The sequence below is a fragment of the Corynebacterium sp. HMSC063A05 genome (assembly GCF_001809695.1).
GTDB classification, from domain to species: Bacteria; Actinomycetota; Actinomycetes; order Mycobacteriales; family Mycobacteriaceae; genus Corynebacterium; species Corynebacterium amycolatum.
This window is the reverse complement of sequence record NZ_KV798510.1, coordinates 204,315-219,413: the sequence shown is the minus strand read 5'-3', so window position 1 is coordinate 219,413 and position 15,099 is coordinate 204,315. Positions and strand designations below refer to the sequence as shown.

Below are 15,099 nucleotides of genomic sequence, written 5' to 3'. Positions count from 1 at the left end.
GTTAAACCGGTCTCGAGACACTGGGCTCCGCCTTCAGCTTTAGGAGCGGTGTTGTAGATGCAAGCAACATTGAAAAAGTATTTCCCAATTTTCGTGCTACCCACACTGATTGCCTTTGCAATCGCGTTCTTGGTGCCGTTCGTAATCGGTTTCTTCCTATCATTTACTGACTTCACAACCATCACTAATGCGCAGTGGGTTGGTATCGAGAACTATCAGAAGGCCTTTAGCGAGCGCGAGGGCTTCGTCGCTTCCTTCGGATTCACTCTCATGGTGGTTGTTGTTTCCATCATTACTGTGAACTTGTTCGCGTTCTGGATCGCATGGATTCTGACGCGCAAGCTGAAGGGCACGAACTTCTTCCGCACAGTCTTCTTCATGCCGAACCTTATCGGTGGCATCGTGCTCGGTTACACCTGGCAGTCGATGATTAACGCCGTGCTGGCATCCTACGGTACGACGATTGTGTCCGACTGGAAGTTCGGTTACGCCGGTCTAATCATCCTCATCAACTGGCAGCTGGTCGGCTACATGATGATTATCTATATTGCCGGTCTGCAGAATGTCCCGCCGGAGCTCATTGAAGCTGCGGAGATTGATGGCGCCGGACGCTGGGAGATTCTGCGGCACGTTACTATCCCGATGGTCATGCCATCGATTACCATTTGCCTCTTCTTGACCCTGTCGAACACTTTCAAACTCTTCGATCAAAACTTGGCCCTGACCAATGGTGCGCCGGGTTCAGAGACAGAAATGGTTGCTCTGAACATCGTCAACACCATGTTCAACCGAATTGGTGTGGAGGGCGTTGGTCAGGCCAAGGCAGTAATTTTCGTCGTCGTGGTCGTAGCGATCGCGATGCTGCAGCTGCGTGCTACTCGCAGCAAGGAAGTGGAGGCATAAATGTCTGTCGATGCTGCAATGACCACTGAAACGACCACCAAGCTCCCAAAGGCCAAGCCCGCTAAGCAGGACGAGGCCAAGGTGGGAGGCGTATCTAAGGTCATCATCTACGCGATTCTGGTGTTTTTGACCATCGTGTTCTTGGGGCCAATCGCGTTCATTATCTTCAACTCGTTCAAGTCCAAGTTCGCAATTTCAGATAACCCCTTCCAGCTGCCACTAGGTGACATGTGGGTCGGGTTCGAAAACTACGCCGTCGGCCTGATGAAGGAGGGCTTCGGCTGGGCGATCGTGTGGTCCTTTGTCATCACGATCCTCTCGGTTATTGCGATTGTGTTCTTCTCTGCGATGACGGCTTACTACATCACGCGAGTGAAGACGTGGTGGACCTCGCTGCTGTATTACCTGTTTGTGTTCTCGATGGTCATCCCGTTCCAGATGGTGATGTTCCCGACCGTCAAGATCGCCGACATGCTGCATTTGAACAACCCAATCGGCATTGTGGTGCTCTACTTGGGCTTTGGTTCTGGCCTGTCGGTATTCATGTTTGCCGGCTTCATCAAGTCCATCCCGATCGATATCGAGGAAGCCGCGATGATTGACGGCGCATCTCCGATGCAGAACTACTTCCGCATCGTTTTGCCCATGCTCAAGCCGACTGCAGTGACAGTCGCAATTCTTAACGCGATGTGGGTATGGAACGACTACCTGCTGCCGTACCTGGTCATTGGCCTGTCCACTAAGTACAAGACCATTCCGGTTGTCGTGCAGAGCTTCGTTGGCTCCAACGGTAATCGTGACCTCGGCGCGATGATGGCAATGCTGGTGCTCGCAATCATTCCGATTGTGATCTTCTACGTCGCTACCCAGAAGCACATTATCGAGGGTGTTGCTGCGGGTGCCGTTAAGGGATAGCCGCCTAAGCGTTAGCGCATAGGGTGCCAAGCACCGCGTTTTTCCAAAGCGAAAGCCTCAACCGCGTAGGTTGAGGCTTTCGTCTGTTAATCAGCCTTTATTAAGATATGAACTCGTGGATAGATTTTTCAGCACCGATACAAAGTTCTACGCAGCCTGGTCGCTGTTAGCAGACCTTGTAATCATCAACCTGCTGATGATCGTCGCATCCATCCCTATAGTCACTGCAGGCGCCGCAACTCGCGCTGGAGTAGTGGTCGCTCGCGATATGGTCCGTGAAGAGGGCTCGAGGCCCGTACGGCGTTTCTTACGCACCCTGTTGGACAATTGGCGCACACCAACCTTGTGGTGGCTGTTCACCTTGGTTCTCGCCGGTGCCATCGGCTATGAGTTCTACGTTATCTCCCGCGCGGACCTCGGCACTGTCGGCCTAATCTTCGCCGCAGGAGTTACCTCCGGGGCGCTAATACTGCTGGGAATTACCGCGTGGGTCTACTCGCTGTGCTCGCTTTCCGACGGTCAATCGTCGCTACGCCGAACCCTGGCAACGGCCACCAGCATGACTGTCAAAAACCTGCCGCGGACTGCGCTCGCAGTTTTGGCGCTTCTCATCGTGCCCGCGGCCATTTTCTTTTTTCCGGCGAAGATCTACGCGATCGCTACCTATGTCTTCCTCATCGGGTACTCGCTGAGTTGGTATTTGGTGATGCTGGCGCTTGAGCCCGTTCTGCCAGACAATGCTGGGTAGGTTTTCCCACTGGCACTGACTTAATCGGTGCCAGCTCGCACACCAGGCTGTTGACGGCCCTTAGCCCTCGTACTCCTTAATCTGGGGAAAGTCCTCCGCCTCGACCATCTCTAGCAGCTTCTCGCGGCGGACAAACGCGGAGCATGCGCCGACCGCCTGTACGGCTGCTGCACCTGCTGCGGTGGCCAGAGGGACGGCGTCGTAAAGCGAGGTACCCTTAGCCAGTTCCGCGGTGAGCGTGCCGACGAATGCGTCGCCGGAGCCAGTGCCGTCGACAATCTTCTCCTCTGGCAGCTTGAGCGCGGGATGCTCGTAGATTGTCGGCTCGTCATCGAGACCGTCGGAGTGCTGTGCGAAGAGACAGCCGTGGTCGCCGCGGAGCATTATGACGCTGGGGCAGTACTGCAGTAGTGCCTCGAGCTGTGCGCGGTAGTCGGTAGCGCGGATGCCCTCGGCGATGTCCAGGCGACGGATTGTTTCCCAGGCACCCTTCATGTTGACAATCAGTGGATCTGCATGGTCAATCAGCGCAGGTGTAACGGTTACGACCGGATTAAGGTTCAGTACCAGTCGCGCGCTGTACATGGATGCGACGGACGCGATGGCCTCAGTTGCTTCCGGGAGGAGCTCGCCCTGTGCGAGCACGACATCCGCTGATGCGAACTCATCGACGAAATCGGTGGGATCGGTCAGCGCATCGGCACCGCGCTGGACAAAAATGACCGGGCGGCCCTTGCGGTTCGTTGCAACGAAAGCGCTGCCGGTCGGCAAATCCCAGGAAGTCTTAATGGAGTGGACATCTACGCCGTGTGCGTTGAGTTCCTCGACCACGACGTCCGCAGCGCGATCCTCACCAACCGTACCGGCCATGACAGCACGGACACCGTCGTAAGCAATGGCAACGGCCTGGTTAGCGCCCTTACCGCCTAGCGAATTAGTGCCGTCATCAACGATGAGCGTGCCACCTTCGACGGGGACGCTATCGACCTGGACCAGGGTATCTAGGTGGATCGATCCGCATACAACAACGGTTGGATTCTCATTCAGGTCAGGATTCGGCTGCATAAAAATATAGGATAGTCGCGAATTGAAATCCGCGTTGGCCGCCCGGTTCCACGCCCGTCAGAGCCCGCGAATCGATGCCCTACAATCGATGGCTATGGCAAAACTGTACTTCCGCTACGGAACCATGAACAGCGGAAAATCCATCGAGGTCCTTCGCGTCGCCCACAACTACCGCGAGCGCGATATGCGACCGTTGATCGCCAAACCGGCCGTGGATACTTTGGCTGACGGCGACGTGCACTCCCGCATCGGAATTGCGGAACGCGCGCACCTCATCCACGACGGCGATGACCTTTCCTCGCTTGCCGACGGCCACGATTGCCTAATCATCGATGAAGCACAGTTTCTCACCCCCGACCAGGTTGACCAGTTGCTGGGCATTACCCTTCGCGGTACTCCGGTGCTCTGCTATGGCCTGCGTACCGACTTTCGCACGCATGCCTTCCCGGGCTCCCAGCGATTGCTTGAAGTCGCCCACACCATTGAGGAAATTAAGACAATTTGCACCTGTGGGCAGAAGGCCATCTTTACGGCGCGGTTGAACCCGGACGGCAGCATTATTCTCGACGGCGAGACCGTGGAAATTGAGGCACTCGAAGCGCCGAAGTACATCTCCCTATGTGCCAGCTGCTACAACCGGATGTCGGGTAAATGGGCGTGAGCTGCCGAGGACAGTCCCGAGAGCTAGAGCTAGACAAGAAAACGGGCGAAGAGAAATAGGGAACAAAAAGGGAACAGCCCCGGCAGTCGAACCGTGGAAGTTCGCCCACCAGGGCGGGACTTTCACGAAACCTCCTGACCTGTTATATCAGGTCCACGGTTACACCCCGGTTACACCGGGTTTCGCCCCCGGTTACACGACAGGAGTCAATTATATGATGTGAACAGGAGCGCTCCTTGGAACGGGAAGTCAGGAAATTCCGCTTCCGCCTCTTCCTGCCTCTCGGCAAGCTCCACGCTCCACCGTGAACGCTCGACAAGTTCGTCAAAGGTGAGCACCTCCGGTGACTTACGGTTCGAGCGGAAACTTTCAAACCTACGGAACTTCTAGTCAATTAGGTTGCCTTCGGCGCGGCACAAATCGCACATGGGCCGATCACCAGAAACGAGCGTGGTTCAACCAAGTATGCACCGTCGCCGATGTTGTCTCTCGTTGTCCCTCTCGGCAATCCATCCGGCAAGGCTCTCCTTGGCGGCGCGAACCGTCGTCGAACCCCGAGGTGCCCCCTTTGCAAACGGGAATCGAGTCTAGGCTGCGGATGAGGTAGATAAGTTTGTTCGAGCCTTCCCGGTTCAAGATGATGAGGCCATCGAGAGTTGTCCCGTTCGGGGCATTGCTTGGGGCCTGAAAACGGATCTCGCGAACTACGCCAGGCTCGTGCGCAACTTGAATCTCGAGCTGGCGACGCTGTTTTCGCAACTTTGCCGGAATCTCTGCCATCTCTGCTCCTTCCACTGTCTCTTGAGCAGCACACACAGCTGCACCGCTACCCGGAACTTGACTAGTTCAGTGCCCGCTGTATAGTTCAGTGCATGCTGACTATTGCTTCGCGTCTCGACGTGATGAACCGCCTGGGTCGTGCACTGGCCGACCCCACTCGATCCCGGATCATCTTGACCCTGCTCGACCATCTCGCTTACCCGGCGGAACTGTCCCGAGATCTGGACCTGACACGCTCGAACGTGTCCAATCACCTGGCATGCTTGCGCGATTGTGGGATTGTCGTCTCCGAGCCCGAGGGGCGTCGGACGCGATATGAGATCGCCGATCCGCACCTGGCGCAGGCGCTGACTACATTGGTCGATGCCACCTTGGCAGTAGATGAAGATGCCCCGTGCATCGATCCCGCCTGCTCGGTTGCCGGGTGCTACGCAGCTGGGGAGGACGCATGATCCTCACCACGGTCTTGCAGGCGATAGGCCTGTTCGCAGCTACCAACATCGACGACATCATCGTGCTCTCCCTCTTCTTCGCGCGAGGGGCAGGCCAGCGCGGCACCACCGCCCGTATTCTGGCCGGCCAGTACCTCGGATTTGCCGGCATCCTCGCTGCCGCGATCCTTGTGACCATCGGTGCCGGAGCATTCCTGCCCTCGGCAGCCATCCCATACTTTGGTCTCATCCCTCTGGGCCTCGGCCTCTGGGCCGCATGGGAGGCCTGGCGCGGAGACGATGACGACGATGACGATGAGGCCAAGGTTGCCGGCAAGAAAGTCGGTATAGGGACAGTCGCAGGCGTCACTTTTGCCAACGGCGGCGACAACATCGGCGTCTACACCCCTGTATTCCTCAGCGTGGAACCTCTCGCGGTAGTCGCCTACTGCGTTATCTTCCTCGCGCTCGTTGCGGTCCTGGTGGCCCTGGCAAAGTTCGTCGCCACCCGCCCTCCGATCGCGGAAGTGCTCGAACGCTGGGAGCACATCCTCTTTCCCATCGTTCTCATCGGCCTCGGCATCGTGATCCTCGTCAGTGGCGGAGCCTTCGGGCTCTGACGTAGCGGCAGTGTTCCAAACGGCCCCGACCGGGCACACCCCTCTCGGTTCAGACCCCAACAACTACCCGCAGCCAGTCCTGCGTGATCACAGCAACAAGACCGCTATGAAGCGCTGCAAAAACCGCGCCACCAGATGAGTACGGAAACTCTTCCGCGGCTCGGTCCGCGCTCATAAACAATCCGCGCTATAACCCGAGCAGGAACGGCGTTCAGACAAAGAAAAATGACCCCTCCGAACGAACGGAGCGGGTCACTTTTGTGTTCGCGGCCGTTTTCCTTCGGCCGACAGGAGGTTTCGTGAAAAGATTGGAACAGTTTCGTGAAACCCCCAGGGCATTTAGTGCCCCCACCAGGGCTCGAACCTGGGACAAAAGGATTATGAGTCCTCTGCTCTAACCGACTGAGCTATAGGGGCAAGGATTGGGTGCTGTGAAGCGACAATTAAGCGCTACAAACCAGTGCCCAAAACCTCATAGCATCATAGCAATCAGCCACCGTGCGGTGATAAAAGCCCTATATCCAGCGGTTCCAGGTGCAGTTATACAGGCCCAATGAAGCCGTCCCTAGTTCTCAATGACCTTATCTCCCGGTCGCGACGAAGAAAAGTGCCTCCCCGTTCTCCGCCAACCAAAGCCCGCAAAGTTACGACTTTCGGTTGATGAATCAGTACTTGGACACTTCTAGCATTAATCCTATGAGTACGAAACCTTCCTTGAGCAGCGCCGACGTCTCAGCCGACGCACAACCCGGTGCTACAGAGAAAGCGGAGGGCACCGCCGTCACGGCAATCGCCAACGAGGATCAGATTGCTGAGTTCTCGGCCTCGCCACAGCGCTGGTGGGGCCTGCTCGTGCTTGCGGTTGGCCTAGGCATGATTGTCCTCGACGGCACCATTGTTGGTGTCTCACTGCCGACTATCATTTCGGAGCTGGGCCTCGACATCGTCGGTGCGCAGTGGATTACCACTATCTACTCCGTCGTCTTCGCCGCGCTGCTGCTAACCTCTGGCCGTGCTGGTGACCGCTTTGGCCGTCGAACCCTTTTTCTCGTCGGTCTGGTCATCTTCACGGGCGGCTCCGTTGTGGCCGCGCTTTCCACATCCTTGGCCCCGTTGGTCGTAGCCCGCGTTATCCAGGGCATTGGTGGCGCGTGCATTCTGCCGTCGACACTGTCCAGCGTTAACGCACTGTTCCGTGACAAAGATCGCGCCACCGCATTCGGCATCTGGGGTGCGGTCATGTCCGGTGCCGCAGCAGTCGGCCCGCTCTTGGGTGGCGTCCTTACTCAATTCGCTGGTTGGGAAGCCATCTTCTGGGTCAATGTGCCCATCGCTGTGGTGCTTTTCCTCCTTGCGCTGCGCTGGGTGCCGAACACCGCGGGCGAGACCAATGGCGCTGGTGGTTTCGACGTTCTCGGCCTGCTGCTATCTGGAATCGGCTTTGGTGCCGTCGTCTTCGGCATCATTCAGGGTGCCAAGATTGGGTTTGCTTTTCCCTCCGCGCCCGTCGTCACGCTCTTGGTTGGTGCGGTGGTGCTCGTCGCCTTCGTGCTGTGGGAGAATCGTCGTCGGAAGAACGCGGATCCTGCGCTGTTGGATGTGTCGATGTTCTCCTACGCCACGTTTAGCTGGGGGAATACGACGGCGATGCTCGTCGCGGTGGGTGAGTTCGCGCTGGTCTTCGTGCTGCCGCTCTACTTGGTGTCGGCGATTGGCTTGTCGACGATTGCAACTGGCCTGGTCCTGGCAGCGATGGCTCTCGGCGCGTTTTTCGCAGGTGCCATGGCACGTCATCTGGCGGCCCGGATTACCCCGGCCGGTGTCGTGATTGTGGGGCTGGGGCTCGAGGTCTTTGGTTCGCTGCAGTTGGCGGCGGAAGAGCGTGTTGGCCTGCCGTTGTGGCTAGTTGTGTTTGCGCTGATTATCTACGGTCTGGGCCTTGGCCTGGCGTCGGCGCAACTGACCTCGCTGGTGCTCGGCGATATTCCGGTGCGTCTGTCGGGACAGGCGTCGGCGACGCAGTCGACAATCCGGCAGATTGGTTCTGCTCTCGGTGCGGCACTCGGTGGTATGGCGTTGACGATTGGGCTGGATCGCGAGATTGCGAAGTTGTCGCCGGGACTGGAGCAGATGGGGCAGGGGCTGAAGGATTCCGCCGGCTCTACCCTGATTGGTCTGCGGGCGCAGGGCGCTTCCGACGCTGTATTGATCCCGCTGACAAATGCGTTTGCACATGCCACACAGTTTGCGCTGTATTCCGCCGTCGGTGCGCTAACTATCGGTTTCCTCTGCTCGCTAAAGGTACTGCAGCTGCGCAAGCAGGCTGAGAAAACGAATTAAAGATTCGGAATATTTGGCTGTGAGCCTGCGTTGGGAATTGGTGTCACAACATCAATCGTGGCAGTCTTATCGTTTGTCTCTTAACCGGACTTGCAAGATAGAAATGACCAACATGAAAATGCTCACAAAGCGGCGTTGGCTCGATTACGGCCGAATTTCCACTTCCTCCTGTCGCTAAACACTTCAGGTTTCCGCCCCCGTTGCGCCTACCTCTTCGAGGCTGAGCCCAGCGGCCCTCGGATACCCCATCACGCGCATATGTCAGATGACCTAAAGCGCGCCATAAGTGTTTTCAGACAGATAAAAATCCAGGAGGAAAAGTGAATAAATTCAAATGGGCGACCGGCTTCGGTGCCCAAGTTGTCTATGGCCTGATTATTGGTCTCATTTTGGGCTTCATGGCCCGCAGTACTGGCGATGACTCCTCGCTGCGCACAGCGCTGGACGAGGTCGGCAGTACCTACGTCACGCTGTTGAAGCTGCTCATTCCGCCGCTGGTGGTCACCGCAGTCGTGGTGTCGATTGCCAACCTGCGCCAGGTCGCAGGCGCAGCCAAGCTGGCTGTTTCGACGCTTATTTGGTTCGCCATCACATCCTTTGTATCGGTGGTTATTGCCATTGGCCTGGGCTTGCTTATCAAGCCGGGCGTTAACTCCGGCGTCGATGCCTCGGCTGCACAGGAACCGGATTCTGTGGGCTCGTGGTGGGGATTCCTGCAGAGCATTGTCCCGCAGAACTTCCTCGGCCTTGGTGTGAAGATCAGCGAATCTGACGGTGCTGTATCCGGCTCGCTGAACTTCAACGTCCTGCAGCTGCTGGTCATCGCGATTGTCTTCGGTATTGCCGCAGTAAAGGTCGGCCCGAAGGCTGAACCGTTCATCGAGTTCTCCGGCTCTCTTTTGACCATCGTGCAGAAGGTGCTGTGGTGGGTTATCCGTCTGGCACCAATCGGTACTGCGGCTCTGATCGGTCATGCTGTCGCTGAGTACGGTTGGGAAGCACTTGGCAGCCTGGGCAAGTTCGCCATTGCCATCTACATTGGCCTGTTCCTGGTTATCGCAGTTGTGTACCCAGTTGTGCTGAAGATTCATGGCATTAGCCCAATCGACTTCTTCCGTCGCGTCTGGCCAGTGACCTCGCTCGGCTTCTTTACTCGTTCGTCGATGGGCGTCATGCCGGTCACTGAGCGCGTTGTCTCGCGTCGTCTGGCAGTGCCGGATGAGTACGCCTCTTTCGCAGTGCCGCTGGGTGCTACCACGAAGATGGATGGTTGCGCTGCCATTTACCCGGCTATCGCAGCTATCTTCGTGTCGCAGTTCTACGGGGTACCGCTGGACTTCACGGACTACCTGCTCATCATCTTCGTCTCCGTTATCGGTTCGGCTGCAACTGCTGGCACCACCGGCGCTACCGTCATGCTGACCCTGACTCTGTCGACTCTCGGCTTGCCACTTGCCGGCGTCGGCCTCCTGCTGGCTGTTGAGCCGATTGTGGATATGGGACGCACCGCGGTGAACGTCACCGGCCAGGCCGTGGTCCCATTGGTCGTCGCAAAGCGTGCAGGAATTTGGGGCCAGGACGAGTGGGACGCAAGCGCCAACGCCGACCTGTCGCCAGCCGACGAAACAGCTGACGAGTCGGACGACGAGTCTGCGGACGCGCCTGCTGAGAAGTCCACGTCTGCCGCGCTTGCGTAGTCTTGAGGACATGACTTCTTGGAAGCCGTCTGTTCTAGCGCAAGTTGACCAGTGGCCAGTCGATGCGGTCGCGGCTGCCGCGCGTGCCGACGATGGCAGTTGGCACACCCACGGTGATAGCGGCCGAGTTTTTGAACTGGCCAGTGTGACCAAGCTGTTGGCGGCCGTGGGAATGCTTGTGGCCGTCGAAGAGGGTGCGCTGGAGCTCAATGAAGAGCTCACGCCACCCGGTCGTGGTGCGACTGTGCGTCACCTACTGGCGCACGCCGGCGGGGTGGGGTTTGCCAGCCGTGAGCTGGAAAAAGAGCCAGGGGAGCGGCGTATTTACTCCTCCGCGGGTTTTGACATCATCGCCGATGTAATCGCCGCGGAGGCAGACATGCCGTTTAGTGAATACCTGCGCCAGGCTGTGTTTGAGCCGCTAGGGATGGCGGATTCCGTGCTGGATGGCTCGGCAGGGCATGGCGCGCGCAGCAGCGTCGCTAATCTCATGGCCTTCGTCGATGAGATTCTCGCCCCGACTCTTCTGCATCCCGATACCGTGACTGAGGCGTTGACGGTGCAGTTCCCGGGGCTGAATGGTGTTGTGCCTGGCTATGGTATGCAACGTCCGGCCGATTGGGGCCTGGGCTTTGAGATCTTCGGGCACCCCGATTCCAAGCAGGGGCTGTGGTTTGGTGCCTCGATGCCCAAGGATGTCGCAGGCCATTTTGGGCAAGCGGGCACACTCCTGTGGCTGCATCGTCCAACCGGACGGGCGGCAATCGCGCTGACCGACCGAGATTTCGGCGAGTGGGCAAAGCCTCTATGGGCCGACTTCAACGACGAACTCTGGAGTGAGCTGGAAGAACACGCTGAGGATTAAGGGGGATGTGGAGTAAGCCGGCGTCGCTTGCGGCGCCGATTTTTCGTCTCAGCGTTAAATCACATCTGGGGGATTAAGGACAACTTGAGGGTTGCCAGCAGCCGTCTTGGAAATAACAATCATAAACACGTGCAACGCAAACCTCAGAAGTGTTGTTTTACCGCAGTGCTTTTTCTGCAGTGTGGCAAGTGTCGTTGGATGAGTTCGTAGGGGAAGACGAATCTCGTCTTACACCAATTGACCGCAACCTTTCCGAGGACCTTCGTCTATGCGCACCCAACTTTCAGGCGTCCTGTGGATTCACAGCATGCCAGGGCCGCTGCAACCACACATCACGTGGGCGCTGGCCCGACTCAGCATGCCCGATGGCACTAAGCCAGGCCGGGATATTTGGCGTGCGACCGACCAGGATTCCACTTTGTGCGCTGAGGTGCCTTTCACTGCAAGTGCTGACACCATCGCCACACTGGTGGACAACCTGGCTAGGTGGCCGCGCCTCTATTTCGAGCTGGCGCAAGACCCAGCCGTGGATGATGACGGCTACGCCATTGACGGTATGCGCTACTGCCATACCCCGCAGCTGGGGACTTTCTCCGGACAGACCGATGCCGCCGGAAACATCGTGATCAACGAAGACGCGCTGCGTTCCATCATGGCGCGCGGCGGCGACATCAAAGGTGCCCTCGACGCGGCCATCGGTGGGCCGTGGGACCGCGTGTTAGAGCCGATGCGCATGATGACGGCAGGCTACGCCCCCGAAGACTGCTTTACGACGTCCACCCCTGCCGGGACCGACAGTGCCAGCGGCAACTCGACCGCTGGCAACGCAGACCTTGGTGGGGTAGAGGCAGCTAACGTGCTGCAGCTCTACCCGCGCCGGGCGGCGATGTAGTCAACTACATCGCCGAGGGTCTTAAACGAGGAAATGTCCTCGTCCTCAACGCGGGCTCCCAGCTCTTCTTCGCAACGGACGGCCAACTCTACGACGCTTAGGCGGTCAAAACCGTAGTCGGTCAGCGGGGTGGAGAGCTCTAAGGACTCCACCTCGTCGTTAGCCATCTTTTTGACGATTGCCGCGACCTCGCCGTGAAGACCTGCGGGCAGGTCAGCGTCGGCGGAACTCTTCTTCGAGCCCCCGTTCGCTGCATTAGGAGAGGCATCGTCAGCGTCACCGGTGACCTGTGTGCCCAGTAGGGCGCTGAGCTGATCTCCAAGGCTTGAGGTCATTATTCAGCGTCCTGAGTGGTTGCGGTTGGATCGGTAATCTGCAGCTCTTCAGCTGCTTCCTGGGCGACATTCATGTCGAGCTTGCCAGCGCGTGCCAGTGCGGACAGGGCCGCAACAGCGACTGACTCGCCGTCGGAGTTGAAGTAGCGGCGAGCGGCCGGACGGGTATCCGAGAAGCCGTAGCCGTCGGTGCCGAGGACGGTGTAGTCACCCGGAACCCACTTGCGAATCTGCTCCGGGACCGCACGTTGGAAGTCGGTCACTGCGATGAACGGCCCATCGGTGTCGGACAGCTGGCGGGTAACGAAGGCGTCGTCGACCTCTTCAGCCGGGTTGTGTAGACGCTCAGTGTCACGCTCGTGCCCATCGCGGGCCAGCTCATTCCACGATGTCACCGAGTAAATCGAGGAAGCCACGCCGTAGTCTTCCAGGATGTCCGCGGCGCGCAGCGCCTCCTGCATGCCAATGCCGGAAGCCAGCAGGTTGACATGCTTGTCGCCCTCAGCCTTGCGGAAGCGGTAGATACCGCCAAGTAGCCCCTCGACATCGAGGTCTTCCGGGACAGCCGGCTGCGAAGTCGGCTCATTGTAGATAGTCAGGTAGTAGATGACATCTTCGCCGCGCTCTGGCCCGTACATGCGGTCGATACCGTCGCAGACGATGTAGGCAATCTCGTAGGCGAACGCCGGGTCGTAGGAGACCACAGACGGGTTCGTAGCCGCCAGCAGTTGGGAGTGACCGTCCATGTGCTGCAGGCCTTCACCGGTCAGCGTCGTGCGACCAGCTGTAGCGCCGAGCAGGAAGCCACGGGTCATTTGGTCACCAGCGGCCCAAATGGAGTCAGCCGTACGCTGGAAACCGAACATCGAATAGAAGATGTAGAGCGGAATCATGGCAACGCCATGGGTGGCGTACGCCGAGCCGACAGCGGTAAACGACCCCACAGAGCCCGCCTCGGAAATGCCCTCGTGCAGAATCTGGCCGTCCTTCGCTTCCTTGTAGGACAGCATCAGCTCATGGTCGACCGGAGTGTAATTCTGGCCGTGCGGGTTGTAGATCTTCAGCGTCGGGAACCAGGAGTCCATGCCGAAAGTACGGGCCTCATCAGGGATGATGGGCACAAAACGATCCTTGAGGTCCTTATCGCGCATCAGGTCCCTGAAAACACGCACCGTCGCCATAGTGGTGGCAACCTTCTGCTTACCTGATCCCTTGAGCAGGTTCTTCAGGCTCTCAGGCTTTGGCACTGTCAGAGGCTCGTAGCTAGTGCGGCGCTCTGGCACGAAACCGCCGAGCTCCTTGCGTCGCTCCAGCATGTACTGCACTTCCTCGGACTCCGGGCCCGGGTTGTAGTACGGCGGCAGGTAGGGATCCTTCTCCAGCTCCTCGTCGGAGATTGGAATGCGCTGGTTATCGCGGAAAAGCTTCAGGTCGTCGAGTGCTAGCTTCTTCATCTGGTGGGTCGCGTTGCGGCCCTCGAAGTTGTGGCCAAGGCCATAGCCCTTAACCGTGTGCGCCAGGATGACAGTCGGCTGATCCTTGGTCTCCAAGGCCTTCTTGTAGGCAGCGTAAATCTTGCGGTAGTCGTGGCCACCGCGACGGAGGTTCCAAATCTCCTCGTCGGTCATGTCCTCGACCAGCTTGGCAGTGCGCGGGTCACGGCCGAAGAAGTGCTCTCGCACCCAAGCGCCGTCGTTAGCCTTCAGCGTCTGGTAATCGCCATCGCAGAACTTATTCATCAGGTCGACTAGTGCGCCGTCCTTGTCCTTGGCGAAGAGCTCGTCCCATTCACGGCCCCAAACGACCTTGATGACATTCCAACCAGCGCCGCGGAAGAACGACTCCAACTCTTGGATGATGCTGGTGTTACCGCGCACCGGACCGTCGAGACGTTGCAGGTTGCAGTTAATGACGAATGTCAGGTTATCCAGGTTGTTCAGCGCCGCATGCTGAATGGCACCACGGGATTCCGGCTCGTCCATTTCGCCGTCACCGAGGAAGGCCCAAACGTGCTGCTGTGAGGTGTCCTTGATGCCGCGGTCATGGAGATAGCGGTTAAAACGGGCCTGGTAGATAGCGTTAATTGGTCCCAGCCCCATAGACACCGTCGGGAACTCCCAGAACTCCGGCATGCCATGCGGGTGCGGGTAGGAGGGAAGGCCATTGCCCTCACCGAGGGAGACCTCCTGTCGGAAACCGTCGAGGTCCTCTTCGGTCAGGCGCCCCTCTAGGAATGCACGGGCGTACATGCCCGGCGAAGCGTGGCCCTGGAAGAAGACGTGGTCACCGCCGCCTGGGTGGTCCTTGCCGCGGAAGAAGTGGTTAAAGCCGACCTCGTAAAGCGGTGCGGCACCCGCATAGGTGGAGATATGTCCGCCCACGCCGATACCTGGACGCTGTGCGCGATGGACCATAATTGCCGCATTCCAGCGGATCCACTTGCGGTAGCGGCGCTCAATGTCCTCATCGCCTGGGAATTCTGGCTCCATCTCAGTCGGGATGGTGTTGACGAGGTCTGTCGAGGTCAGCGGCGGTAGGGCCACGCGCTTTGCCGTGGCACGTTCCAGCAGTCGCAGCATGAGGAAGCGTGCGCGTTCCGGACCTGCCTCTTCCAACAGGCCGTCGAGAGACTCAAGCCACTCCTTGGTCTCTTCAGGATCTGCATCCGTGAGATAGGAGGCGACCCCATCACGGATAAGGGCAAAATTTGACTCATCAGAGTGGGCTTGTGGCGTACCTGACGATGTATCGGACATTGTGAGCTCCTTTCAGTCCCTGAAGGAAAGGCAAAGGTTATTGTTCTCCACTCTACTTCTGAATCGTTTGTTGTGCCCCTAGCCGTTTCTT

At 58.3% G+C, this 15,099-nt stretch carries 13 protein-coding genes and 1 tRNA gene; 10 read left to right on the top strand and 4 right to left on the bottom strand.

Features of this window, described 5'->3' with window-relative positions:
- Positions 1-57: 57 nt before the first annotated feature.
- From HMPREF2651_RS09735 to HMPREF2651_RS09725, 3 genes are all read left to right on the top strand, one after another.
- The gene (locus tag HMPREF2651_RS09735; protein WP_016423090.1) at positions 58-903 is read left to right on the top strand and encodes a carbohydrate ABC transporter permease; all 846 of its coding nucleotides are present in this window, start codon (positions 58-60) and stop codon (positions 901-903) included.
- The gene (locus HMPREF2651_RS09730; RefSeq protein ID WP_370648091.1) at positions 904-1,818 is read left to right on the top strand and encodes a carbohydrate ABC transporter permease; all 915 of its coding nucleotides are present in this window, start codon (positions 904-906) and stop codon (positions 1,816-1,818) included.
- 115 nt (positions 1,819-1,933) lie between these two features.
- Entirely contained in the window at positions 1,934-2,566 is a 633-nt protein-coding gene (locus HMPREF2651_RS09725; RefSeq protein ID WP_049181676.1) for a MusI family membrane protein, read from the top strand.
- A 60-nt stretch (positions 2,567-2,626) separates the two neighbouring features.
- Here the strand turns inward: HMPREF2651_RS09725 and HMPREF2651_RS09720 are convergent, their stop codons facing one another.
- Positions 2,627-3,631, bottom strand: a complete 1,005-nt coding sequence (locus HMPREF2651_RS09720; RefSeq protein WP_049181681.1) for a PfkB family carbohydrate kinase — start codon at positions 3,629-3,631, stop codon at positions 2,627-2,629.
- A 94-nt stretch (positions 3,632-3,725) separates the two neighbouring features.
- On the opposite strand from HMPREF2651_RS09720, the gene HMPREF2651_RS09715 reads away from it, so the two are divergent.
- The 3 genes from HMPREF2651_RS09715 (at position 3,726) to HMPREF2651_RS09695 (ending at position 6,123) form a co-directional block, all read left to right on the top strand.
- The gene (locus tag HMPREF2651_RS09715; RefSeq protein WP_038625984.1) at positions 3,726-4,292 is read left to right on the top strand and encodes a thymidine kinase; all 567 of its coding nucleotides are present in this window, start codon (positions 3,726-3,728) and stop codon (positions 4,290-4,292) included.
- An 872-nt stretch (positions 4,293-5,164) separates the two neighbouring features.
- Entirely contained in the window at positions 5,165-5,524 is a 360-nt protein-coding gene (locus tag HMPREF2651_RS09700) for a Cd(II)/Pb(II)-sensing metalloregulatory transcriptional regulator CmtR (protein WP_049181684.1), read from the top strand.
- Positions 5,521-6,123, top strand: coding sequence for a cadmium resistance transporter (locus HMPREF2651_RS09695; protein WP_049181685.1), 603 nt, complete (start codon positions 5,521-5,523; stop codon positions 6,121-6,123). Before HMPREF2651_RS09700 ends, HMPREF2651_RS09695 begins: the two co-directional genes overlap by 4 nt.
- Before the next feature lie 343 nt (positions 6,124-6,466).
- On the opposite strand, the gene HMPREF2651_RS09690 is transcribed toward HMPREF2651_RS09695, so the two are convergent.
- Positions 6,467-6,540, bottom strand: a tRNA-Ile gene (locus HMPREF2651_RS09690).
- Positions 6,541-6,819: 279 nt separating this feature from the next.
- Between HMPREF2651_RS09690 and HMPREF2651_RS09685 the strand changes: the two genes are divergently transcribed.
- From HMPREF2651_RS09685 to HMPREF2651_RS09670, 4 genes are all read left to right on the top strand, one after another.
- Positions 6,820-8,463 carry a DHA2 family efflux MFS transporter permease subunit gene (locus HMPREF2651_RS09685; protein ID WP_141746496.1) on the top strand — a complete coding sequence of 548 codons (1,644 nt, stop codon included), beginning with the start codon at positions 6,820-6,822 and terminating at the stop codon, positions 8,461-8,463.
- A gap of 320 nt (positions 8,464-8,783) precedes the next feature.
- A complete protein-coding gene (locus HMPREF2651_RS09680; protein ID WP_049181620.1) occupies positions 8,784-10,160 on the top strand; it encodes a dicarboxylate/amino acid:cation symporter in 1,377 nt (458 codons plus the stop codon).
- 10 nt (positions 10,161-10,170) lie between these two features.
- The gene (locus tag HMPREF2651_RS09675) at positions 10,171-11,025 is read left to right on the top strand and encodes a serine hydrolase domain-containing protein (protein WP_049181619.1); all 855 of its coding nucleotides are present in this window, start codon (positions 10,171-10,173) and stop codon (positions 11,023-11,025) included.
- A gap of 268 nt (positions 11,026-11,293) precedes the next feature.
- Positions 11,294-11,917: a DUF3145 family protein gene (locus HMPREF2651_RS09670; protein WP_049181618.1), complete on the top strand. Its 624-nt coding sequence runs from the start codon at positions 11,294-11,296 to the stop codon at positions 11,915-11,917.
- On the opposite strand, the gene HMPREF2651_RS10845 is transcribed toward HMPREF2651_RS09670, so the two are convergent.
- On the bottom strand, positions 11,893-12,252 hold the full coding sequence (locus HMPREF2651_RS10845) for an acyl carrier protein (protein ID WP_049181616.1): 360 nt from the start codon (positions 12,250-12,252) through the stop codon (positions 11,893-11,895). The two genes, HMPREF2651_RS09670 and HMPREF2651_RS10845, sit on opposite strands and share 25 nt — an antisense overlap.
- On the bottom strand, positions 12,252-15,008 hold the full coding sequence (gene aceE / locus HMPREF2651_RS09660) for a pyruvate dehydrogenase (acetyl-transferring), homodimeric type (RefSeq protein ID WP_038625976.1): 2,757 nt from the start codon (positions 15,006-15,008) through the stop codon (positions 12,252-12,254). Before aceE ends, HMPREF2651_RS10845 begins: the two co-directional genes overlap by 1 nt.
- Positions 15,009-15,099 lie beyond the last annotated feature (91 nt).